The organism is Rhodococcus sp. PSBB066 (assembly GCF_017068255.1).
GTDB lineage: Bacteria > Actinomycetota > Actinomycetes > Mycobacteriales > Mycobacteriaceae > Rhodococcus > Rhodococcus aetherivorans.
Genome location: NZ_CP070859.1, coordinates 5,704,589 through 5,725,575, shown reverse-complemented (window position 1 = coordinate 5,725,575; position 20,987 = coordinate 5,704,589). Strand labels below are relative to the sequence as shown.

At 71.2% G+C, this 20,987-nt stretch carries 21 protein-coding genes; 7 read left to right on the top strand and 14 right to left on the bottom strand.

Features of this window, described 5'->3' with window-relative positions; all coding sequences use genetic code 11:
• The gene (locus JYA75_RS26110) at positions 1–726 is read left to right on the top strand and encodes a VIT family protein (RefSeq protein WP_006946958.1); all 726 of its coding nucleotides are present in this window, start codon (positions 1–3) and stop codon (positions 724–726) included.
• A 38-nt stretch (positions 727–764) separates the two neighbouring features.
• Here the strand turns inward: JYA75_RS26110 and JYA75_RS26105 are convergent, their stop codons facing one another.
• From JYA75_RS26105 to JYA75_RS26095, 3 genes are all read right to left on the bottom strand, one after another.
• Positions 765–1,658, bottom strand: coding sequence for a universal stress protein (locus JYA75_RS26105; protein ID WP_044476559.1), 894 nt, complete (start codon positions 1,656–1,658; stop codon positions 765–767).
• Positions 1,659–1,709: 51 nt separating this feature from the next.
• The gene (locus JYA75_RS26100) at positions 1,710–2,702 is read right to left on the bottom strand and encodes a zinc-binding alcohol dehydrogenase family protein (protein WP_037200556.1); all 993 of its coding nucleotides are present in this window, start codon (positions 2,700–2,702) and stop codon (positions 1,710–1,712) included.
• A 102-nt stretch (positions 2,703–2,804) separates the two neighbouring features.
• On the bottom strand, positions 2,805–4,331 hold the full coding sequence (locus JYA75_RS26095; RefSeq protein WP_006946955.1) for a CYTH and CHAD domain-containing protein: 1,527 nt from the start codon (positions 4,329–4,331) through the stop codon (positions 2,805–2,807).
• 221 nt (positions 4,332–4,552) lie between these two features.
• On the opposite strand from JYA75_RS26095, the gene JYA75_RS26090 reads away from it, so the two are divergent.
• Both JYA75_RS26090 and JYA75_RS26085 read left to right on the top strand, forming a co-directional pair.
• Positions 4,553–5,086 (top strand): flavodoxin domain-containing protein, encoded by a 534-nt coding sequence (locus JYA75_RS26090; RefSeq protein ID WP_006946953.1) that lies wholly within the window; start codon positions 4,553–4,555, stop codon positions 5,084–5,086.
• Positions 5,076–6,083: a nitroreductase family protein gene (locus JYA75_RS26085; protein WP_044476558.1), complete on the top strand. Its 1,008-nt coding sequence runs from the start codon at positions 5,076–5,078 to the stop codon at positions 6,081–6,083. Before JYA75_RS26090 ends, JYA75_RS26085 begins: the two co-directional genes overlap by 11 nt.
• Before the next feature lie 24 nt (positions 6,084–6,107).
• Here the strand turns inward: JYA75_RS26085 and JYA75_RS26080 are convergent, their stop codons facing one another.
• Positions 6,108–6,614 carry an SRPBCC domain-containing protein gene (locus JYA75_RS26080; protein WP_006946948.1) on the bottom strand — a complete coding sequence of 169 codons (507 nt, stop codon included), beginning with the start codon at positions 6,612–6,614 and terminating at the stop codon, positions 6,108–6,110.
• A 29-nt stretch (positions 6,615–6,643) separates the two neighbouring features.
• Positions 6,644–7,564 (bottom strand): pseudouridine synthase, encoded by a 921-nt coding sequence (locus JYA75_RS26075; protein ID WP_203329520.1) that lies wholly within the window; start codon positions 7,562–7,564, stop codon positions 6,644–6,646.
• A 100-nt stretch (positions 7,565–7,664) separates the two neighbouring features.
• Here JYA75_RS26075 and JYA75_RS26070 point away from each other — a divergent pair, with 100 nt between their 5' ends.
• The gene (locus JYA75_RS26070) at positions 7,665–8,525 is read left to right on the top strand and encodes a universal stress protein (protein ID WP_006946942.1); all 861 of its coding nucleotides are present in this window, start codon (positions 7,665–7,667) and stop codon (positions 8,523–8,525) included.
• Here JYA75_RS26070 and JYA75_RS26065 read toward each other — a convergent pair.
• Positions 8,522–9,700 carry a site-2 protease family protein gene (locus JYA75_RS26065; protein ID WP_006946940.1) on the bottom strand — a complete coding sequence of 393 codons (1,179 nt, stop codon included), beginning with the start codon at positions 9,698–9,700 and terminating at the stop codon, positions 8,522–8,524. The two genes, JYA75_RS26070 and JYA75_RS26065, sit on opposite strands and share 4 nt — an antisense overlap.
• Positions 9,701–9,702: 2 nt before the next feature.
• Positions 9,703–10,602 carry a universal stress protein gene (locus JYA75_RS26060; RefSeq protein ID WP_006946938.1) on the bottom strand — a complete coding sequence of 300 codons (900 nt, stop codon included), beginning with the start codon at positions 10,600–10,602 and terminating at the stop codon, positions 9,703–9,705.
• 141 nt (positions 10,603–10,743) lie between these two features.
• On the opposite strand from JYA75_RS26060, the gene JYA75_RS26055 reads away from it, so the two are divergent.
• Both JYA75_RS26055 and JYA75_RS26050 read left to right on the top strand, forming a co-directional pair.
• A complete protein-coding gene (locus JYA75_RS26055; protein WP_006946930.1) occupies positions 10,744–11,733 on the top strand; it encodes an alpha/beta hydrolase family protein in 990 nt (329 codons plus the stop codon).
• Positions 11,726–12,604: an oxidoreductase gene (locus tag JYA75_RS26050; RefSeq protein ID WP_006946928.1), complete on the top strand. Its 879-nt coding sequence runs from the start codon at positions 11,726–11,728 to the stop codon at positions 12,602–12,604. The genes JYA75_RS26055 and JYA75_RS26050 overlap by 8 nt, the downstream gene beginning before the upstream one ends.
• Here JYA75_RS26050 and JYA75_RS26045 read toward each other — a convergent pair.
• From JYA75_RS26045 to JYA75_RS26035, 3 genes are all read right to left on the bottom strand, one after another.
• The gene (locus JYA75_RS26045) at positions 12,579–13,325 is read right to left on the bottom strand and encodes an aspartate/glutamate racemase family protein (protein ID WP_029541727.1); all 747 of its coding nucleotides are present in this window, start codon (positions 13,323–13,325) and stop codon (positions 12,579–12,581) included. The genes JYA75_RS26050 and JYA75_RS26045 overlap by 26 nt on opposite strands.
• Positions 13,326–13,330: 5 nt before the next feature.
• A complete protein-coding gene (locus JYA75_RS26040) occupies positions 13,331–14,902 on the bottom strand; it encodes an NCS1 family nucleobase:cation symporter-1 (RefSeq protein WP_006946924.1) in 1,572 nt (523 codons plus the stop codon).
• 127 nt (positions 14,903–15,029) lie between these two features.
• The gene (locus JYA75_RS26035) at positions 15,030–15,770 is read right to left on the bottom strand and encodes a GntR family transcriptional regulator (protein WP_006946919.1); all 741 of its coding nucleotides are present in this window, start codon (positions 15,768–15,770) and stop codon (positions 15,030–15,032) included.
• A 167-nt stretch (positions 15,771–15,937) separates the two neighbouring features.
• Here JYA75_RS26035 and JYA75_RS26030 point away from each other — a divergent pair, with 167 nt between their 5' ends.
• Positions 15,938–16,807, top strand: a complete 870-nt coding sequence (locus JYA75_RS26030; RefSeq protein ID WP_006946917.1) for an oxidoreductase — start codon at positions 15,938–15,940, stop codon at positions 16,805–16,807.
• Between the two features lie 64 nt (positions 16,808–16,871).
• Here JYA75_RS26030 and JYA75_RS26025 read toward each other — a convergent pair whose 3' ends face one another.
• The 4 genes from JYA75_RS26025 to gvpJ all read right to left on the bottom strand — a co-directional run bounded on the left by JYA75_RS26025 (position 16,872) and on the right by gvpJ (position 20,607).
• Complete coding sequence (locus JYA75_RS26025; protein WP_006946916.1) at positions 16,872–17,942, bottom strand: potassium channel family protein; 1,071 nt, start codon at positions 17,940–17,942, stop codon at positions 16,872–16,874.
• A 96-nt stretch (positions 17,943–18,038) separates the two neighbouring features.
• Complete coding sequence (locus JYA75_RS26020) at positions 18,039–18,677, bottom strand: TrkA family potassium uptake protein (RefSeq protein WP_044476564.1); 639 nt, start codon at positions 18,675–18,677, stop codon at positions 18,039–18,041.
• Between the two features lie 19 nt (positions 18,678–18,696).
• On the bottom strand, positions 18,697–20,028 hold the full coding sequence (locus JYA75_RS26015) for a potassium transporter TrkG (protein WP_044476563.1): 1,332 nt from the start codon (positions 20,026–20,028) through the stop codon (positions 18,697–18,699).
• A 159-nt stretch (positions 20,029–20,187) separates the two neighbouring features.
• Positions 20,188–20,607 (bottom strand): gas vesicle protein GvpJ, encoded by a 420-nt coding sequence (gene gvpJ / locus JYA75_RS26010; RefSeq protein WP_006946912.1) that lies wholly within the window; start codon positions 20,605–20,607, stop codon positions 20,188–20,190.
• Positions 20,608–20,987: the final 380 nt, after the last annotated feature.

Here is a 20,987-nt window from a genome sequence, read left to right as displayed (position 1 = left end):
ATGTCGACCGATCCTTCCCTCAATCACGCCGACGTCGAGCCGCACTCCGGAGGCATCTCGGCGAAACTGAACTGGCTGCGCGCCGGCGTGATGGGCGCGAACGACGGAATCGTCTCCACGGCCGGCCTCGTCGTCGGTGTGGCCGCCGCCACCACCGACGAATCGACGATCCTCACAGCGGGTTTCGCCGGGCTCGCGGCCGGCGCGGTGTCGATGGCCCTGGGGGAGTACGTGTCGGTCAGCACGCAGCGTGACACCGAGCGGGCGCTGCTGCACAAGGAACGTCGCGAGCTCGAGGAGATGCCGGACGCCGAACTCGAGGAGCTGACCGCGCTGCTCGAGGGCAAGGGGATGTCGAGGGCGACGGCGCGCTCCGCGGCGAAGGAGATGACCAAGCGCGACGCGCTGGCCGCGCACGCCGAGGTCGAACTCGGCATCGATCCCGAGGCGCTGGCCAATCCGTGGGCCGCGGCGTTGTCGTCGGCGGTCTCGTTCACCGTCGGCGCCCTCGTGCCGCTGCTCGTGATCGTGCTGCCCCCGGCGAGCCTGCGGATCCCCGTCACGTTCGTGTCGGTGCTCGTGGCGCTGGCCCTGACGGGTTCGGTCAGCGCGTGGCTCGGCGGCGCGCGCCGCGGCCGGGCGACGTCCCGCGTGGTGATCGGCGGTGCGCTCGCGATGATCGTGACGTACGCGGTGGGTATGGCGTTCGGGACCGTGACGGCCTGAGCCGGTGCCGCCCGGCGACGGGCGGCACCGGCCGGTCGTCATTTCTTGCGGCTGATCATGATCGGGCAGGGCGCGTTGTGCAGCAGGTTCTGGCTCACCGACCCGAGCAGTGCGCCGGTGAACTGGCTGCGGCCGTGGCTGCCCACCACGACGAGCTGTGCGTCCTCGAGCTGGCGCAGGATCACCTTCGCGATGGGGCCCCGGTCCACGACGCGGCGGACTTCCACGTCGGGGAACTTCTCGTGCCAGCCGGCGAGAGTCTCGGACAGGACCGCGGATTCGGACTCACCCACCGCCTCCCAGTCCACCAGCGTCGCGACCGTGCCGACGCCGAGGGCGGCGTCCCCGATCCAGGAGTGCACCGCGACCAGCGGCACACCGAACAGCGAGGCGTACTCGAAGGCGTGCCCGACCGCGGCCGTCGACAGCTCGCTGCCGTCGACGCCGACGACGATGGGCCGGGTGTCCGGCAGCGGTCGTGCTGTGTCGCCGCGCCACACCACCACCGGGCACGGGGCGTGGTTGGCCACGCGCAGCACGGTCGAGCCGAGCAGGAAGTTCTCCACGGCGTTGGCACCGGTGGCGCCCATCACCACGAGGCGGGCGTCCTCGGCGGCCTCGAGCAGCGAGTTGGCGGCGGGGCCCGGACCGATGAAGCTCTGCACCTCGAGATCCGGATGGTCGGAGCGGACCACGTCGGTGACGTTCGACAGGATCGCTTCGCCGTCCTCCCGGAGCTGGTCGACCATCTGCGCCTGGATGAGCACCGCGGCCTCGCTGTAGAAGATGCCCTCGCTGGGCAGCGAGTGCACCAGGTGCAGGGGCGCTCCGAGACGAGCGGCGAGGGCGGCCGCCCACCGGGCCGCACTCGTGGCGACGGCGGAACCGTCCACGCCCGCTACGACGGCATTCCGGTTGGCAAGTGTGCTCATTCGATCTCCTTCTCGGTGCATTCTCCGCGCTCGGGGCGCATGTCGAGTGTTTCACGGAACCAGGACCGCCGCGCCGCCGAAACGCCCCGCGGACAGGTCCTCGAGCGCGCGGTCGGCACGGTCGAGCCCGTACGCGGTGGTGGTGACGCGCAGGCGGTGTTCGTTCGCGAAGCCGAGGAACTCGTGGGCGTCGGAGCGGGTGTTGGCCGTGACGCTGCGCACCTGGCGTTCGCGGAACAGGTGCTGCTGGTAGTTCAGCGGGGGCACGTCGCTGAGGTGGATGCCGGCGACGGCGAGCGTGCCGCCGGCGTCCAGTGCGGCGAGGGCGGTGGGCACCAGTTCCCCGGCGGGGGCGAACAGGATCGCCGAGTTCAGCGGCTCGGGCGGCTCGTCGTAGGCGCCCTGCGCGGAGGCCGCGCCGAGTTCGAGGGCGAGCCGCCGGGCGGTCTCGCCGCGGGTCATGACGTGCACGCGGGCACCCCGGGCGAGGGCGACCTGCGCGGCGAGGTGGGCGCTGCCGCCGAAGCCGTACAGGCCGAGCACGCCGCCGTCCGGAACCTCGGCGCGCAGCAGCGCCCGATAGCCGATGATGCCGGCGCACAGCAGGGGGGCGAGTTCCGCGTCGGCGTACCCGGACGGCAGTGGCAGTGCGAAAGCGGAAGGGACGGTGGCATATTCGGCGTAACCGCCGTCCGCGTCCCAGCCCGTGTAGGTGGAGTTCGGGCACAGGTTCTCGTCCCCGCGCAGGCAGTACCGGCACCGGCCGCACGTGCTGCGCAGCCACGGGATGCCCACCCGGTCGCCTACCCGGTGCTCGCCGAGGTCGCCACCGACCACCTCGCCGACGACCTCGTGGCCGGGGACGACGTGCGGCCGGTGCACCGGCAGGTCGCCCTCGCTCACGTGCAGGTCGGTACGGCACACCCCGCACGCGAGGACACGCACCAGCAGTTCCCCGGGCGCCGGTTCGGGAATCGGTTCCCGGACCGGCCGCAGCGGATGCTCCGCCGCGGGGCGTGGGATGTCGACACGCCATGCTCGCATCTCTCCAGGGGTGCTCATGCGCGCCTCCTTCCGTCGTCCGGGCTCAGCATGCCCTTTCTCGGCGGTGGTCGGCCAGGGGACAAGGACCCGGTCGGCAGTGGTTCACTTCCACAGCGGTTTCGCCGCCCGCCGCGCTCGCTTCCACGCGCGTTCGAGCTGCGCGACCTGCGCTTCACCGATCTCGAGTTCGCGCTGGTAGGCGATCCCGAGGCCGAAGCTCGACTCGGCGGTGTGGTCCTGCTCGGAGACCATGTCGAGCAGGTGCTCGCGGGCGACCACCGAGTCCTGGAATTCGCCGAGCAGATCCTGGAAGTCGTCGAAGTGATCGAGGGCGCGCTGGGCGCGCTTGCGATGCAGCGGCCGCAGCACCTCGATGGCGTAGCGCATCCGCTTGGCGCCCTTGCGGGCCCGATGGACGAGTTCGTCCCGCTCGGCGTGCGTGGCTGCCTCCCCGGCGCTGCGGACCCGGCGCGAGACCTTCTTCGCGAGGCGGGCGAGGGCGCGGTCGAGGTCCTTCGGGCGAACCTGTCGTCGCTGCTCGCCGGGACCGGATCCGACTGCCCCCCTCGCCAGCCCGTCGATCAGTGCGTCGAGCGAACCCAGCAGGGCCGCGTAGCGGTCCGAGTCGAGGGTGCCGACGGCCTCGAGCCGGGCCGCGTCCGACCGGGCGGAGAAGTACTCGTCGATGCGGGCGCGGATGGCCTCGCGCTGCGCTTCCACGGGCACCTCCGCGACGCGGTCCACGATGCGCTCCCACTGCACCTCGAGGTCGCGCGAGGGGCTGAGTTTCCTTCCCGTCCAACGTAGTTCGTCGACCAGGCTGTCGTCGATCGCGAAGGTTCCCGCATACGTCTGCAGGGCACTGCGGATCCGGCGCAGGGCCTTGCGCATGCTGTGGACGGCGTCCGGGGCGTCCCGGCGCACGCCGATCTCGGCGAGCTCGAGGGTGCGCAACTCGCCGCGCAGGTAGTCGCGCAGGTGCCCGGCCGGGCCGGGCACCGGCTCCTCGGTGGGCAGCAGATCGGCGAGCGCCCGATGCAGCTTGGAGGGATTCGGGGCCCGCTCGATTCCGGCGGCGGTCAGCCGATCCTCGACGGCATCGAGCAGATCGGTTCCGGCCGAGGCGAGCTCGACCTCGATCTCGCGCCACCGCTGCGGCTCGCTGCCCTCCCCTCGGGTCGCGACGACGTCGTCGACGACGATCTCGGCGAGGGCCCGCCCCTCGTCGTCGATCAGGCGGTGGCGCCACCGCTGCGTGTTCAGCACCGCCGCGAGCGCGACGGGACGCGCACGGCGCACCCCGTGCAGGAGGGCGAGCAGTTCGGCCGGTGGCCGGGCGGTGTCGTCGCCGAGGGGGAAGCGCACCTCGGTCCGGGTGTCCGTGCCGGCCGGGAGCTTCACGTGCCAGCCGGCGTCGTGACCCCCCTCGCGGCGGCGCAGGGTGATCCCGGCGCGCAGCAGTCGCAGATCGTCGGTGTCGTAGTACCGCGCCGACAGCTGCTGAAGGTCGGGTTCGGGGTGTGCGGCGACGCCGGGCAGGCCCGACAGGTCCGGCAGCTGCTGCGCGTGCCCGACCGCGTACTTGCGTTCCGATTCCTGAACCGCGTCGATCCTGGGCGGCGTGGTCATGCGATCCGACTCCTGTTCCGGCGGTTGCCCTGCGTGTCCTCGTCGCGCTCGTCGGCGGCGTTCGTCAGACCACTCTGCCACCCCGGCACCGACCTGTGCCCGTCGCACGTGATCGCCGCATCGGCCCGGCTGCGGCCGGCCCGGGAGCGGGGCCCTTCGACTCTGTCCGACCGCGTGCCCGTCGGGCGATCATCGAATAACCTGGGCCGGGGAGGACGCAGATGAGGATTCTGGTGACGGCGGCGAGCAGGCACGGCTCCACCACGGAGATCGCCACGGCGCTCGCGGCCGCCCTGCGCGACAAGGGAGCGCACGTCGACGTCGTCGCGCCCGAGCAGGTCGACGCCGTGGACGGCTACGACGCGGTGGTCCTCGGCAGCGCCGTCTACCTCGGGCACTGGTTGCATCCCGCCAAGACCTTCGTCGATCGGCACGCCGGCGCGCTGCGGGAGCGCGCCGTGTTCCTGTTCTCCTCGGGCCCGATCGGCGACCAGGACCGCCCCGTGAACAGGCCGTACGACGCCTCCCTGGCGACGGAGCGCACGGGCGCGCGCGAGCACCGGATGTTCGCGGGGAAACTGGATCCGGAGGTGCTCGGCGCCGGCGAACGCGTGGTTGCCCGCATGACCGGAGGACGCACCGGAGACTTCCGGGACTGGGACGCGATCGGGACCTGGGCCGCGCAGATCGTCGAGTCCGTGGAGCGGCATGCGGTCGAGTCGAGCGGCTGGGGGAGAGACAACGATGGTTACTGAGATCCGGCCGGACACCGCGGCGATCCGGGATGCGGTCGAGTCGGCGTGCCGGGCGCCGTCCCTGCACAACAGCCAGCCGTGGCGTTGGGAGTGGACGGGCGAACGGCTCGAACTGTATGCCGTCGCCGAGCGCATGCTCGGCCACACCGATCCGAGCGGCCGGCAGCTGGTTCTCGGCTGCGGGGCGGCGCTGCACCACGCCCGCGTCGCGCTGTCCGCCGCGTCGTGGATCCCCACCGTGACCCGGCTTCCGGATCCGTCGCGACCGGACCTGCTGGCCGTTCTCGACTTCGACCGGCCCCACACGGTCGACGCCCGTGACGCCGCCCTCGCCCTCGCGATCGGCGCCCGGCACACCGACCGGCGGCCGTTCGCGGCGCCCACGACCCTGCGCGAGAGCCTGGTGGATCTGGAGAACGCCGCCCGCCGGGAGGGGGCGTCGCTGTCGATCCTCGACGCCGAGGCCCGCTCGGACCTCGCGCGGGCGTCGGAACTGAGCGCGGCGATCCGCGAGGGCGACGAGGCCTACCGGCAGGAGCTGGCCTGGTGGACCGGTCGCGCGGAGCCCGGCGACACGGGCGTGCCGGCGTCCGCGCTGCTCGACGACGAGGCCGCCGGGGACATCGATGTGGGACGGCGGTTCCCCACGGGCGCAGGAACTCTGGACACTGCGCAGCCGAAGGCGGACGCGTCGGCGCTGGCGGTGCTCAGCACCCGGGCCGACGAGCGGATCGACTGGCTGCGGGCGGGGGAGGCGATGTCCGCGGTACTGCTCGAGGCCACCGCGGCGCATCTGGCGACGTGCCCGCTCACCCACGTGACGGAGATCGAGGCCAGCCGCGGCATCGTGCGCACGGCGACGGCGCGGACCGGGGAGGTCGCGGGATTTCCCCAGGTGGTGATCCGGTTGGGGGCCCGCAGCGCGCGGGGACTGCCCACCACGTCGCGACGTCCGGTCGACGAGGTCTTCGTCGACCGGAGCGGACGGGACGGATAGCCGCCGGCAACCGGCCGAGTGGGATCAGTCGGACGGGTTGCGGTACTTGTCGGCGAGTTCCCGGGCGCGTTCCCACGGCGACCAGTTCACGTCCCGGCCCTCCAGCTGGGCCTCGAGCACCTCGAACCCGGCGTGCCAGTCGGCGCCGTGCGCGTAGGCCGAGTCCTCGTCCTCGACGGTGTGCGTGAGCGTCAGCCAGCAGCCCCCGGACCCGTCCGGCACCAGTTCCCAGTGCAGGACCTCGGCGTCCCACATGTACTCGAGGATGCGCCCGGGATGCACGGAGATGACGGTCCCCGTGGCGGTGTGGTCGGCGGGCAGCCCGAGGCGCTCGGCCTGCTGCTCGGTGGCATGGAAGACGAGCTGGGCACCGGGGGTGAGGTCCAGTTCTACGCGGGCCGGGAACCAGGCGCGTAGGTACTCGGGGTCGGTGATGACCCGCCATACGCGGTCCGGGGGATGGGCGAAGGCGTGCTGGAAGCGCAGGGCGACGCGGCCGTCGTAGGTGCGCGAGACGGTGCCGTTATCCATGGGGTCCTCCAAGACGTGAGCCCGTGCGATCAACGGGGTCCTGGTGTGCTGTGCCTCCATGCTGCCAGGTTTCGGGCGCTGGCGAAGCGGGTCCGTCGACCTGTATACGGATCGTCGAACTCCACCGCGCGGGCCAGCAACTGCAGTGGTCGTGAATAGTCTTGGGGCGCAACGTCATATACATCGGGATACAGGTTGTCCCCGAGGATCGGCAGGCCGAGCGAATTCATGTGCACGCGCAACTGGTGCGTCTTGCCGGTGCGGGGCAGCAACCGGTAACGGCCCAGCCCGGCGTCCGTTTCGAGCAGTTCGACGCGGCTGAGGGCGTTGATCTCACCCCGCACCTCCCGCGCCTGCAACGCGCCGCGCTCCTTGACGATGCGGCTGCGCACCTCGCGCGGAAACCGCATCCCGGGCACGTGCCGGGCCACGGCCTCGTACTCCTTGTCGACCCGGCGGGCATCGAAGAGCGACTGGTAGGCCCGGCGCGCACCGGCGTGGACGGTGAAGACCAGCACGCCCGCCGTGAGCCGATCGAGCCGATGGGCCGGGCTCAGCTCCGGCAGGTCGAGTTCCCGGCGCAGCCGCACCAGCGCCGTCTCGGCCACCCACGACCCACGCGGTGTCGTCGCCAGGAAGTGCGGCTTGTCCACCACCAGCAGATGCTCGTCGCGATGCAGGACAGCGATCTCGAACGGCACCCGCTCCTCGACCGGCGGATCGCGGTACAAGTACACGAATCGGCCTGCCGCGTACGGGGTGTTCCCGGTGATCGCCGCGCCGGCACCGTCGACGACCTCACCGGCCGCGACCTTCTCCTGCACGCGCGCCGCGTCGGCGGGGAAGCGCGCCAGCAGAAACTCCGCCACCGTCGCCCAGGAGCCGCCGTCGGGCAGGCGCAGGCGGGTCGGATTCAGGCCGTCGCGGACGGGCAGCGGGGCACGGCGCACACCCGCACGGTAACTGTTTCCGCCAACCGACCGCGCGGCGACCGCAGGATGGCGACACTGGTGGCGGAAGAACCGGACGGAACGGGACAAGGAGCGGGCGATGAATGATGCGCCGATCGTGGTCGGGGTCGACGGATCGGCGCCGGCGCGCGCCGCGCTGCGGTGGGCGGCCGGCGAGGCCGTCTCCACGGGGGCGCCGCTGCTGCTCGTCTCCAGCGCGAACGCCGGCGGGATCGGCGCCTCGTCGCCGTTCGTCGACGAACTGCGATTCACCGCGCGACGGAACCTGGCGTCCGCCGCGGAGACCGTGGAACGCGAGCACCCCGAGCTGTCCGTACGCACCGAACAGTCGAGCCTGGTGGCCGCACAGGCGCTGCTCGGGTATTCCGGTCGGGCACGGATGCTCGTCCTCGGCCGGCGCGGTCTCGGCGAGTTCACCGGCGGACTGGTCGGATCGGTGACCTCCGCGGTGGTCGCGCACGCGCACTGTCCCGTCGCGGTGATCCCCGGGCCCGACGAGAGCGGACGGGGCGCGGACGGCCCCGTCGTGGTCGGTGTCGACGGCTCGCCGGCGAGCCTGCACGCCCTCGACGTCGCGTTCGAGGCCGCAGACCGCTACAAGGCGCCGCTGGTGGCGGTGCACGCATGGTCCGACCGAGACCTCGTCGACGTCGTCGCCGGCACGCCCGGAGCCACCTGGGAGGACGTCGACCAGCAGGAGAGCGTCGTGCTCGCCGAGTCCCTCGCCGGCCGCACGCAGGACTATCCGAACGTCGACATGGAACGGGTCGTCGTGCGGGACCGCCCGGTGCGCCACCTGCTCGAGCGGGCGGAGAACGCCCGGCTGCTCGTCGTCGGCAGCCGCGGCCGCGGCGGTTTCGAGGGCATGCTGCTCGGCTCGACGAGCCGGGCGCTGCTGCACACGACGCCGTGTCCGCTGCTCGTGGTCCGGCGCGACTAGGGAGACCCGGGTCGGGTCTGCTCGTCCGGCGGCGGTGTGCGGCGGATGGGCAGGCCCAGCGCGCTGCGATCGCAAGCCCGCACCAGGTCCGTCGCCGTGACGATGCCGACCAGTCGTTCGCCCGACACGACGGCCACGAGGTCGAGCCCCGGCCGCAGCAGCACCCGGCTCGCGACCTCGGCGAGCGACGCGTCGGCGGGCACCCGCGCCGCCGCGGGCAGCGGCCGGGCCCGGTCCGCGACGGCGACGACCGTGCGCTCGCCCTCCGGGACGGGCGTCAGGTCGGACAGCGACACCACGCCGGTGGGCCGGTGGCCGTCGTCGACGACGGGGAAGACCCGGTGGTGCGAGCCGCGGGCCGCGACGGCGAGGAGCTGCGCCACGCTCCAGCGCGCGGGGGCGGCCACCGGCGACGGCGTCATGACGTCGCCGACCCGGGTGTCGCCGAGCTGATGCCGCAGCGACGCGTTCGCGAGCTCGGCGTTGGCCGCGGTCCGCAGGAACCAGCCGAGGAGCATCAGCCACAGCCCGCCCGCGCTGCCGAGGGCGAGCGTCTCGGCGGCGCCGAGCAGGATCAGCGCCAGCCCGACCGCGCGGCCGGAGCGCGCGGCGCCGCTCGCGGCCGCGAGGCGGTCGCCGGTGCGGCGCCACAGCACCGCCCGCACGACCCGTCCGCCGTCCAGCGGCGCACCCGGCAACAGGTTGAACACGGCCAGCACCAGGTTGGTCGCGCCGAGCCAGCCGATCGTCGCGGTCACCAGCTCCGGGACGGGCGGGCCGAGGAACGAGGCCGCCGCCAGCGCGACGACGCCGATCCCGACGCTCGTGAGCGGTCCGGCCAGCGCGATACGCAGATCGGCTTTCGGGTTCGGGGGTTCGTCGCGCAGCTCGGAGACGCCGCCGAGCAGCCACAGCGTGATCCCGTCCACCCCGACTCCGTAGCGGCCCGCCACCACCGAGTGCGCAAGTTCGTGGGCGAGCAGCGACACCAGCAGGCCCACCGCCGCGGCGACGCCCGCGATCCAGAACTGTGCGGGGCTCGGACCGCTGATCCGGGCGGGCAGGATCGCCCCGGCAAGCAGCCACGACAGCAGCCCGAGCGTCGCGAGCAGCGACCAGTGGGCCCGGATCTCTATCCCCGCGACCCGGCCGAGCCGGATCGATCCGCGCAGCATCGTCACACCCCCGGACGGCAGATCATGGTCGGGCACGGCGCGTGGTGCAGCAGCGCCTGACTCGTCGAGCCCAGGAGCAGGCCGCCGAGCAGTCCCCGGCCGTGGCTGCCGACGACGCTCAACTGAGCGTGCGTCGCCAGCCGCAGCAGCAGGTGCCGGGCGCCGATCTGCTCGACGATCTCGGTGACCGGCACGTCCGGGTACCGCTCGCGCTGCCCGGCGATGCACTCGGACAGCAACGCCGTCTCCTCGGCCTCGACGACTGCCCAGTCGATCAGTTCGAGCGCCGAGGTGCGGCCCGCCACCTCCCCGGCACCCCACGCGTGCGCGGCGAGGACGCCGACCCCGAGCGCCGCGGCCATGTCGAACGCGGCGGTGACCACCGGGCCCGCGTCCTCGCTGCCGTCGATGCCGACCAGCACCGGCCGGCGGTCCGTGCCCGGTTCGGGGACCGGATCACCCCGCCAGACCACGACCGGGCAGGTGGACCGGTTGGCGACCCGCAGCGCGGTGGAGCCGGTGAGCAGCGAACCGAGCGCACCCGTGCCGGTGGCTCCGAGCACGAGCATCCGGCTGCGGTCGCCGTGTTCGAGCAGCGCCAGGTCGGGTGGGCCGTCATGGACGGTTGTGACCACCTCGAGATCCGGGTGCCGCCGGTGCAGCGCCGCCGCGGTGTCGTCGAGCAGTTCACGGCCGATTTCGGCGAGGCGCTGGGTGTATTCGGTCCGCGCGCGCAGCGCGGCGTCACTGAAATAATTCCGGGGGCCCGGCAGCGAATGGACGAGCTGCAGGTTCGTGCCGAGCCGCGCGGCGACGGCTGCGGACCAGGTCGCGGCCTGTTTCGCGGCGTCGGAGCCGTCGATTCCGACGGTGACCGGCCGCCTGCCGAGGTCGCTGCTCATTGCGCCTGCCTTTCGGTTCGGCTTTGCTCGATAACGATTATGTGCAAGCCTCGTACAGGCCGACGTGGACCTCTACCGTGTTGTTGCGTAACTGTCGGGGCCACAGTTGTTGTTGCTACAGATGTGCTGATGGAGCCGGGTGTGACTCATACTTCCAGAACCAAGGCCGGACGCCGGGGGGTTCGGGCGCTCGTCCGATTCCTGATCGCGGCGCTCGTGCTGCCGCTCGCAGTGGCCTTCGCCGGCGCGGGCACCGCCTCGGCGGACCCCTACTCCCGCCTGCGGGAGCACTGGGTGCCGGCGCCGGGCGGGGTCGGCCAGATCAAGGTCCGCATCTGGCTGGCGAACAACGGCAGCAACAAGGCCATGTACCTGCTCGACGGCCTGCGCGCCACCAACGACGTGAGCGGCTGGGAGCACGAGACGAACGCCGCGTGGCTGTCGGATCACGGCGTCAACGTGGTGATGCCGGTCGGCGGCCAGTCGAGCTTCTACACGGACTGGTACGCGCCGAGCAACCTCAACGGCCAGCGCTACACCTACAAGTGGGAGTCCTTCCTCACCCAGAACCTGCCGGACTTCCTGGCCGGTACGTACGGCATCGACCGTTCCAGCAACGCGATCGTGGGCCTGTCGATGGGAGGCAACGCGGCGCTGATCCTCGCGGCCTACCACCGCGACCAGTTCCGCTTCGCCGGTTCCATGTCCGGTTACCTGAACCTGTCCGCGCCCGGTATGCGGGAGGCGATCCGCCTCGCGATGATCGACTCCGGCGGCTACAACGCCGACTCGATGTGGGGCCCGCCGTGGAACTCGGCGTGGCTGCGCAACGACCCGTTCGTCGCCGCGCCCAGCATGCGGGGGCTGCCGATGTGGATCTCCGCGGGCAGCGGCCTGCCCGGCCAGCACGACCGGCCGAACTCCGCGATCGGGGTGTTCAACACGGGTAACGCGATGGGACTCGAGGCGCTCGCCCTGGCGCAGAACCGCGCGTTCCAGGTGCGGTTGGCGACCCTGGGCATCAACTCCGCCCACTTCGACTTCCCGGCCGCCGGCACCCACACGTGGGGTTACTGGCAGGACCAGCTGTGGGCGATGCTGCCCATGATGAAGTCCTCCATCGGTGCCTGAACGGTTCTCCCCGCCGGCACCCGGCACCCTGCGGGGCCGCACCTTCGTGGTGACCGGCGCGAACAGCGGCCTCGGTGCGGCCACCGCCCGGGCGCTCGGTGCCGCCGGTGCCGACGTGGTGCTCGCGTGCCGGAACGTGGCCAGGGGCGAGGCGGTCGCGCGGGATATCGGCCCGCACGCGCAGGTGCGCCGGCTCGATCTCGCCGACCTGGCGTCGGTGCGGGAGTTCGCGTCGGGCATCGAGACCGTCGACGTGCTCGTCAACAACGCCGGCGTGATGGGTGTGCCGCTGAGCCGCACGGTGGACGGCTTCGAGATGCAGATGGGCACCAACCACCTCGGGCACTTCGCGCTGACCGGGCTGCTGCTCGATCGGCTCACCGACCGCGTGGTCACCGTCTCGAGCATGAGTCACCGGTTCGGGCGCATCCATCTCGACGACCTGAACTGGGAGCGCCGCCGGCACTACAGCCGCTCGCTGGCCTACGCGGAATCCAAGCTGGCGAACCTGATGTTCAGCCTCGAGCTCGGGCGCCGGCTGGCGGCCGCCGGATCGCCGCTGCGGGCGGTGGCCGCGCATCCGGGCTACGCGGCCACCGACGTCGGCACGCACACCGGAACGTGGTTCGACCAGTTGTTCCGCCTCGGGAAGAGAGTGCTCGAGCGCACCCCGGCCCAGGGCGCCGAATCCGTGGTGGTGGCCGCCGCCGATCCCGAGGTGACCGGCGGCTACATCGGGCCGGACCGCTTCTTCGAGCTGTACGGCCCGCCGACCGTGGCCGCCTACAGCCGCCGCGCCGGAGATCCGGACACCGCCCGGCAACTGTGGGAGCTGTCGGAGAAGCTCACGGGCGTGCGGTTCGAGCTCTAGCGAACGGCGCCAGCAGGCCCGCGTACGGCTTCGCCGGCGGGACGGCGAACTCGCCCCGTTTGCCGGTGCGCAGACCCAGCGTGACCAGGGACTGGACGAACAACGTCGCCGCGGCCACCCCGTCCACGACCGGGGCGCCGAGCTCCTCGGAGATGTGTGCGCACAGGTCGGCCATGCCGGCACACCCGAGCACGACGGCGTCGGAGCCGTCCGAGTCGAGCGCCTCGAAACAGGCCTCCGTGACGATCTTGCGGGCGTCGGGATCGGTCTCGAGGTCCAGCACCGGCAGCTCGCACGCGTGCACGCCGAGGCAGGACCGGCGCAGGCCGTACCGTTCGGCCAGATCCCACGTCCGGCCGGTGGTCCGGCCCAGCGTCGTGACGACGGAGAAGCCACGACCCAGGAGCGCGGCCGCGTGCATGGCGGCCTCCGCGATGCCGACGACGGGCCCGGCGGCGATCTCCCGCGCTGCGTCGAGCCCCGGGTCGCCGAAACAGGCGATGACGTATCCGTCGACGCCGGCCTCCTCGCCCGCGGCGATCTCGGCGAGCACACCCGGTACGGCGAGCGCCTCGTCGTAGTGGCTCTCGATCGAGGCGGGACCCATCGTGGGGCTGACCGCCTCGACATCGGTGCCCGGGCCGGCGACGGTCCGGGCACACGCCTCGATGGTGGCGGTCATCGACCGGGTGGTGTTCGGGTTGACGACCTTGATGCGCATTCCGATCAGCCCACGCTCACCGGTTCGGCGGAACCGTCGCCGACGCGGACCGCGAGGGCGGTGCGGGTGGCGAGGACGTAGTAGACGGCCAGGCCGAGGCCGCACCCGATGAACCAGCTGTACTGCGCGGCGGTGTGCATGCCGGGCGCGGACTTGACCAGCACCGGGATCACCGCGACGGCGGCGCCGACGACGGTGGCGATCACCGCGGCGGGGTTGTAGCCCTTGCGGTACCAGTACGCGCCGCGCTCGGACATGGTGAACAGATCGTCGACGATCACCTTCTGCCTCCGCACCAGGTAGTAGTCCGCGATCAGGATGCCGAACAGCGGACCGATGAACGCGCCGAGCGTCTCGAGGGTGTAGTGGATGACATCGGGGTTGTTGTACAGGTTCCACGGGGTGATCAGCACCGAGCCGACGGCGGCGATCATTCCGCCGGCGCGCCAGCTGATCCGCTGGGGGCTGACGTTGGAGAAGTCGAAGGCGGGGGAGATGAAGTTGGCGACGATGTTGATGCCGATGGTGGCGACGGTGAACGTCAGGGCACCGAGCACGATCGCGAAGGTCGAGTCGATGCGGGCGACCGTTTCGACGGGATCGGTGATCAGCTCGCCGTACACGGGCAGGGTCAGCGACGCGGTGATCACCACGAGCAGCGAGAACACCAGGAAGTTGACCGGCAGGCCGAGGAGGTTGCCCTTCTTCACCGCGGCGAAGGACTTTCCGTAGCGGGAGAAATCGCCGAAGTTCAGCATCGGTCCGGAGAAGTAGGACACCACCAGCGCAATCGCGCCCAGCATCACCGGAATCGCATCCAGGCCCGTGTAGGTCACCGAGCCGAGATTCAGATCGATTGCGCTCCAACCGGCCTGGGAGATCAGGTAGCCGCACAGCAGGAACATCACGACATAGACTGCGGGACCGCAGAAGTCGATGAACCTACGGATCGACTCCATGCCGCGCCAGAATACGCAGGCCTGCACGACCCACAGGGTCAGGAAGCTGCCCCAGCCCAGGGCGGAGAGTCCGGCGAAGCCGTAGTCCTCCACCACCGCGTACGGGGCCAGCGACGGGAACAGCTTGATCAGCACCACATCGAGCGCCGCCGAGGCGAGGAACGTCTGGATTCCGTACCAGGCCACCGCGATCAGGCCGCGGATGATCGCGGGTATGTTCGCGCCGAGCACCCCGAAGACGCTGCGGCAGATCACCGGATAGGGCACGCCGGTCACCTGACTGGGCTTGGCGACGAGGTTGCAGAAGAAGTAGACGATCGTGATGCCGGCGAGCAGGGCCACCAGCACCTGCCAGCTGGCCAGGCCGAGGGCGAAGAGGCTGCCGGCGGTGACGTAGCCCCCGACGCTGTGCACGTCGGACATCCAGAACGCGAAGATGTTGTACGAGCCCCAGCTCTGCTTCTTCAGCGGGGCGAGGTCCTCGTTGGTGAGCCGCGGGTCGTAGTCCGGCTCGACCAGCCCGCCGCCGACGGGGTGGCCCGCCGCTTCGACGAGGTCGTCGGCGCCGAGCACGGCGCCGCGCGGCAGATCACGGCGGGGAGAGATCAATTCGGTCATGGGTACTCCTGGACGTCGACGACCGGCGGGGCGCCGATCGGTTCGGCACGGCGCAGGTCCGCGAGGAAGGCAGTGGACCCGGAATCTCAGCGACGGTGGTGAATTCCGATGAGGAGAACGGTAACGATCAGGTGTTGCCGGTGGGTTTCCCGATCGGTATATCTTCCGGGGTCAGCAACCCGGCGTCGGCGGGCAGCGTCGCGATCACGGAATCGAGCCGATGGTTGTGGGCGTCGGCGGCGGCGAGGAGCCCCGGCGTGTCCCGGGCCAGGAACGCGGTCAGCATCCGCTCGTGCTCGGCATGCAGAACCGTCCGCTGCGCCGCGGACACGTGCACCATAGATTGCACGGGTTCGGTGATGTTCCAAGCCGATTCGAGCATGTGCAGCAGCCGGTGCATGCGCGACGGGCCGGCCAGCGCCAGGTGGAACTCGCGGCTCTCGCGGTGGTAGGTGTGCGGATCGTCGTCGGCGACGGCGCGTTCGAGGCGTGCGTGGACCCATGCGGCGTGGGCGTGATCGGCTTCGGTGGCCAGCGCCACCGCCGCCGTCAGTGCTGCCGTCTCGAGGGTTTCCCGCACGAGATACATCTCGCGGAGTTCGGCGGCGGTCAGCCGGGCGACGGTGTATCCGTGGTTCCGCCGGTGGTCGACGAGTCCCTCGCCGATGAGGGTTTTCAGCGATTCCCGGATCGGGATGCGGCTGACGCCGAACAGTTCCGCCACCTCGGGTACCGGGATGGGGGTTCCCGGCGGGACGGCGCCGGAGAGGATGACGCGGCGCAGTTCGTCGAGGATGGCCTGCTGGGGACGGCCGGGGGTCCCGGATTCGAGCCGGTCGAGCAGTATCGACCTGCGACGTGGCGGCACGGGACCCCTCCTACTGCTCCCTTCGGAATTCCGGCGCGACGGGCGACGGAAGCGAGGCGACCCTATCGCCGGCCTGTTTCGGGAACGTGTCGGCGACGTGTCGGCGCCGGGCGGGTGGCCGAGCGGGTTCCTTTCCCGGATGTCCCGTTCCCCGTAGGGTGGCCGACATGACGGCTTGGACCACACGCGACATCCCGAAGCAGGACGGCCGCACCTTCGTGGTGACGGGCGCCAACAGCGGCCTGGGCGAGGTGGCGGCCCGCGCACTCGGGGCCGCGGGGGCGCGGGTGGTGCTGGCGTGCCGGAACGTGGCCAAGGGCGAGGCCGTGGCCCGGGAGATCGGGCCCAACGCGCGGGTGCGGCGCCTCGATCTGGCCGACCTGGCATCGGTGCGTGAATTCGCCGGGGGCGTCGACGAGGTCGACGTGCTGGTCAACAACGCCGGCGTGATGGCAGTACCGCTGCGCCGCACCGTCGACGGATTCGAGATGCAGATCGGAACCAATCACCTCGGCCACTTCGCCCTCACCGCCCTGCTGGGCGAGCGCGTCACCGACCGCGTGGTGACGATGTCGAGCGGCATGCACCGGATCGGCCGCATCGATCTCGACGACCTGAACTGGGAGCACCGTCGCTACGACCGGTGGCTGGCGTACGGGCAGTCGAAGCTGGCCAACCTGCTGTTCACCCACGAGCTGCAGCGCCGGCTCACCGAGCAGCAGTCCCCGGTCGTGGCGGTGGCCGCGCACCCGGGATACTCCTCGACGAACCTGCAGTCACACACCGAGTCGATCCAGGACGTGTTCCTGGGCGTGGCGAACCGGCTGGTGGGGCAGTCCCCGCAGACCGGAGCGCTGCCGCTGCTGTACGCGGCCACCGCGCCCGGCGTCGAGCCCGGCGGGTACTACGGTCCCGGTGGCCTGTTCGAGCTGCGGGGCGCCCCCGAGCGTGTCGAATCCAATTCGCGCTCGCACGACGAGGCTGTCGCCCGCGGACTCTGGGAGCTGTCGGCGCGGCTGTGCGCCCCGGCCGGATAGCGGAACCCGGGACGGCAACCGCACGGTCGGTCCGAGACGCCCCGGCCGGTCCGGGACGTTCCGATCAGTCCGAGACGCGCCGGAGGTAGAGCAGCCGGTCGCCGGCCTCCACCGCCTCGACCTCCGGGGACCCGACACGCAGCAGGCGGCCGTTGCGTTCGACGCCCAGGACGATGTCGGGGAGGTGCCGCGGTGAGCCGCCGACCTCGCCGGGTTCGACCTCGCGTTCGGCGATCGCGAAGCCTTCCTCCGGGGTGAGCAGGTCCTCGATCATTTCCACGACGTTCGGGGTGATGGTGGCGGCTCCGAGCAACCGGCCCGCCGTCTCGGAGGAGATCACCACCGTGTCGGCGCCCGACTGGCGGAGCAGATGGGTGTTCTCCGATTCGCGGATGGCCACGACGATCTTGGCGGCGGGGGCGAGTTCACGGGCGGTGAGGGTGACGAGCACCGCGGTGTCGTCGCGGTTGGCGGCGACGACGATCGAGTCGCAGTGCGGCACCCCGGCCAGGCGCAGCACGTCGGACTTGGTCGCCGAGCCCTGGACGGTGACCAAGCCCTGGCCGCTGGCGGCGTCGAGCACCACGGGGTCGGTGTCGACGACGACGATGTCCGAGGGCGCGGCGCCGTCGCCGAGCATCGCCTCGACCGCGGTGCGGCCCTTGGTGCCGTAGCCGGCGACGACGGTGTGGTTGCGCACGCGGTGTCGCCAGCGTTGGATGCGGAAGGTTTGGCGGGAGCTCTCGGTCAGGGCGGAGAGGGTGGTGCCGACCAGGATGATGAGGAAGAAGATCCGCAGCGGGGTGATGACCAGGACGTTGACGAGGCGGGCCTGCGGTGTGATGGGGGTGATGTCGCCGTAGCCGGTGGTCGAGAGCGACACCGTCGCGTAGTAGAGGCAGTCCAGCAACGACAGTTCGTTGTCCTGGGCGTCGGAGTAGCCGTCGCGGTCGAGGTAGACGACGAGCACCACCAGGGCCAGGGCGATCAGGGCGTACCCGATCCGGCGCACGATCGCCCGGCCCGGGCTGGTCTGTAGCTGCGGCACCCGCAGGATGCCCACCAGCGCGAAGTCGGGTCGCTCGGTCAGGGCGTCGGAACGGCTGAACCGGGTCCTCAGCGTGCTACCGGGCACGACCGGTGCCGTTCGGTGCCGCGGCCGGGTGGGGGTCCGGTCGCTCCTGGTGCGCTGTCGGTGACATCGTCTGCAGCCTACGTCGTTCCGGTGCTGTCAGGTGAGTTCGCTGAATCGTTCGGTGTTCCGGACCCGCCCGGAGACGATGATGGTGTCCCCGGGGGCGAGGACGGTGTCGGCGGTGGCGTAGGTGAAGTCCTCGCCGGGACGTTTGATCGCCACGACGGTCACGCCGAAGTCGGAGCGGACGGCGGTGTCGCCGAGGCGCCGGCCGATCGCGAACGCCGGCGGGGTCGTCTTGACCATCGCGAAGCCGTCGTCGAACTCGATGTAGTCGATCATCCGGCCGCGCACCAGGTGGGCGACCCGCTTGCCCATGTCGTGCTCCGGCCGGACGACGTGGTGCACCCCGATCTGGGTGAGGATCTTCGCGTGCGCGTTGCTGATCGCCTTGGCCCAGATGTTGTGCACGCCCAGGTTGATCAGGGCGGAGGCGGTGAGCAGGCTGGCCTCGAGATCGGAACCGATTCCCACGACGGCGCGGCCGTACTCGTGCACCGACAGTTGCCGCAGCGATTCCTCGTCGGTGGTGTCGGCGACCACGGCGTGGGTCAGGCGGTGGGCGACCTTCTGCACCACGGTGTCGCTGGAGTCGATGCCGAGGACCTCGGTGCCCTGGCTCATCAGCTCGAGCGCGAGCGACTTGCCGAACCGCCCGAGCCCGAGTACGACCACCACGTCGGAGGCGGATTTCCTAGCCAATGAAGGGCCTTTCTTCCGGGAGTTCGTAGCGCCGGCCGCGATCGCGGGCGGCGAGAGCGCTCACGAGGGTGATCGATCCGATGCGGCCCAGATACATCAGGAGCACCAGGATCAGCTGCCCCCAGACGGGCAGCTGCGCCGTGATCCCGGTGGACAGGCCGACGGTGGCGAACGCGGAGGTGACCTCGAACAACAGGACGTTGAGGTCGAACGAGGTCCCCGCCAACAGGGCGATGGTCGGCACCATCACCAGGGCGACACCGATCAGGGCCACCGACAACGCCTGACGCTGGACCCGGGTGTCGATGCGCCGGTCGAAGACGCTCACCGAGCGCTCGCCGCGGGCCTCGGCGAGGATGACGAACAGCAGAAGGACGAAGGTGGTGACCTTGATTCCGCCGGCGGTGCCGCCGCTGCCGCCGCCGATGAACATGAGCACGTCCGTCACCAGGAGGGTGGCCGGGTCCATCTGGGCGTAGTCGACGCTGTTGAAGCCGGCGGTGCGGGGCATCACGCCCTGGAACGCGGCGACGAGCAGCTTCTGGCCGAAGTGGTAGTGCTGCAGGGTGCGGGTCCACTCGAGCACCAGCACCAGCATCGGTCCCACCACCAACAGCACCGCGGTGACGGTCACGGTCAGGCGGGTGTGCAGGCTCCAGCGGTGGCTGCGGCCGCGCAGGTGCCGGGTCACTTCGAACAGGACCGGGAACCCGATGCCGCCCAGGATCACCGCGAGCATCAGCGGCACGCAGATCCACGGATCGTCGGCGAAGCCGATGATGTTGTCGCTGTAGAGCGCGAAGCCGGCGTTGTTGAACGCCGAGACGGAATGGAACACTCCCAGCCACACCGCACGCAGGGGCGGCTCCTCGTAGCCGAGCGCAAACCGCAGGGCGAGCGCCACCGCGGTGACCGACTCGATGAACACGCTCATCCGCACGACGCCGACGACGACCGAGCGGACGTCGCCGAGCCCCGACGCACGCACCTCGGCCGCGGTATTCAATCGGGCCTTGAGGCCGATCCGGTTCGCGAGCAGCAGGCCGACGAGCGAGGCCATGGTCATGATCCCGAACCCGCCGGCCTGGATCAGGGCCAGGATGATGCCCTGGCCGAAGCCGGACCAGTGCGTGGGCGTGTCGACGACGACCAGGCCCGTCAGGCACATCGCCGAGGTAGCGGTGAACAGGGCGTCGACGAGGGAAGTCGCGGTACCGGGCAGGCTCGCCGCGGGCGTGAGGAGCAGGAGCGTGCCGACGGCGATCGCGGCGGCGAAGCTCAGCGCCACGACCCGGACAGGAGTGAGCGTCGCCCGCGCCGCCATGCGCCGCAGCAGGGACGGCGCGAACGCACCGGTGCGTGTCCTCACCCGGAGGAGACTAGACCCGCTCCGGGCCGCCGGGGAACCGGACGGCGGTGGCCGGAGTTCGGACCCATGCCATGACGGCGGCGGGTGCGGGCCGCCGATCGGCGGAGGTGAACGTCACCGGTCTCTGCTGCGGGATCGGCGTGGCGCCGGCTCCCGTTCGTCCTCGTTGCCGGCGAGCAGGCCACGGACCCGTTCGCCGGCGGAGTCCAGTGCGCCCTTCGTCTTGTGCTCGGCGGCCTTCTCGACGACGTTCCCGGCCACGCCGCCGACGACGTCCGTCAGGCCCTTCGGCTCGGTCGTGGAGATCTCGAGCCTGTTGACTGCCTCGGCGAAACGCAGGTAGGTGTCGACGCTCGCCACCACGACTCGTGCGTCGATCGTGATGATCTCGATGCCCACGAGCGAGACGCGCACGAATGCGTCGATGACGAGTCCCTTGTCGAGGATGGTGTCGATGACGTCGGCGAGGCCGGACGAGTTCGGCCGTGCCATCGTGCCGCCGCCCCCACCTCCGCCTGCGGATTGGATGGTCATGGTCCGCGCTCCTGTCGCTCCAACGGTCCGCGAGCCGCCGCGCCGCGCGGGAGACCTCTCGTGGGGCGGTGCCCGTGTAAGGGCTATAGCCACGCGCTCCCGAGTCGAAACACGCCCGCGCGGAGAAATACGGGCGGGACCAGCTCCAAAGACATACCGTGCGACCGGTTTGTTGCTATCGTCGCTTCGGGCCGCGATCCCGGCAGGGAGGTCACTCCGCCTGGCATGCGAGCGGGGAGTCCCGGCCCCCTACGTCTCCGCGTCGTCCGGGACTGGACGAGGGGTAGTCCCCGCGGCGCGGAGACGTCACACCATTTCCGCGCGTCGCGGGCACGTCCCTGCGGAGATGGCCGGGTTACCGCACGCGCGGGCTGTTTCGG

What these genes read in the sequence shown, in the direction of transcription:
- JYA75_RS26110 (WP_006946958.1), top strand. Translation starts at nt 1, where the DNA reads ATGTCGACCGATCCTTCCCTCAATCACGCCGACGTCGAGCCGCACTCC.
- JYA75_RS26105 (WP_044476559.1), bottom strand. Translation starts at nt 1,658, where the DNA reads ATGAGCACACTTGCCAACCGGAATGCCGTCGTAGCGGGCGTGGACGGT.
- JYA75_RS26100 (WP_037200556.1), bottom strand. Translation starts at nt 2,702, where the DNA reads ATGCGAGCATGGCGTGTCGACATCCCACGCCCCGCGGCGGAGCATCCG.
- JYA75_RS26095 (WP_006946955.1), bottom strand. Translation starts at nt 4,331, where the DNA reads ATGACCACGCCGCCCAGGATCGACGCGGTTCAGGAATCGGAACGCAAG.
- JYA75_RS26090 (WP_006946953.1), top strand. Translation starts at nt 4,553, where the DNA reads ATGAGGATTCTGGTGACGGCGGCGAGCAGGCACGGCTCCACCACGGAG.
- JYA75_RS26085 (WP_044476558.1), top strand. Translation starts at nt 5,076, where the DNA reads ATGGTTACTGAGATCCGGCCGGACACCGCGGCGATCCGGGATGCGGTC.
- JYA75_RS26080 (WP_006946948.1), bottom strand. Translation starts at nt 6,614, where the DNA reads ATGGATAACGGCACCGTCTCGCGCACCTACGACGGCCGCGTCGCCCTG.
- JYA75_RS26070 (WP_006946942.1), top strand. Translation starts at nt 7,665, where the DNA reads ATGAATGATGCGCCGATCGTGGTCGGGGTCGACGGATCGGCGCCGGCG.
- JYA75_RS26065 (WP_006946940.1), bottom strand. Translation starts at nt 9,700, where the DNA reads ATGCTGCGCGGATCGATCCGGCTCGGCCGGGTCGCGGGGATAGAGATC.
- JYA75_RS26060 (WP_006946938.1), bottom strand. Translation starts at nt 10,602, where the DNA reads ATGAGCAGCGACCTCGGCAGGCGGCCGGTCACCGTCGGAATCGACGGC.
- JYA75_RS26045 (WP_029541727.1), bottom strand. Translation starts at nt 13,325, where the DNA reads ATGCGCATCAAGGTCGTCAACCCGAACACCACCCGGTCGATGACCGCC.
- JYA75_RS26040 (WP_006946924.1), bottom strand. Translation starts at nt 14,902, where the DNA reads ATGACCGAATTGATCTCTCCCCGCCGTGATCTGCCGCGCGGCGCCGTG.
- JYA75_RS26030 (WP_006946917.1), top strand. Translation starts at nt 15,938, where the DNA reads ATGACGGCTTGGACCACACGCGACATCCCGAAGCAGGACGGCCGCACC.
- JYA75_RS26015 (WP_044476563.1), bottom strand. Translation starts at nt 20,028, where the DNA reads ATGGCGGCGCGGGCGACGCTCACTCCTGTCCGGGTCGTGGCGCTGAGC.
- gvpJ (WP_006946912.1), bottom strand. Translation starts at nt 20,607, where the DNA reads ATGACCATCCAATCCGCAGGCGGAGGTGGGGGCGGCGGCACGATGGCA.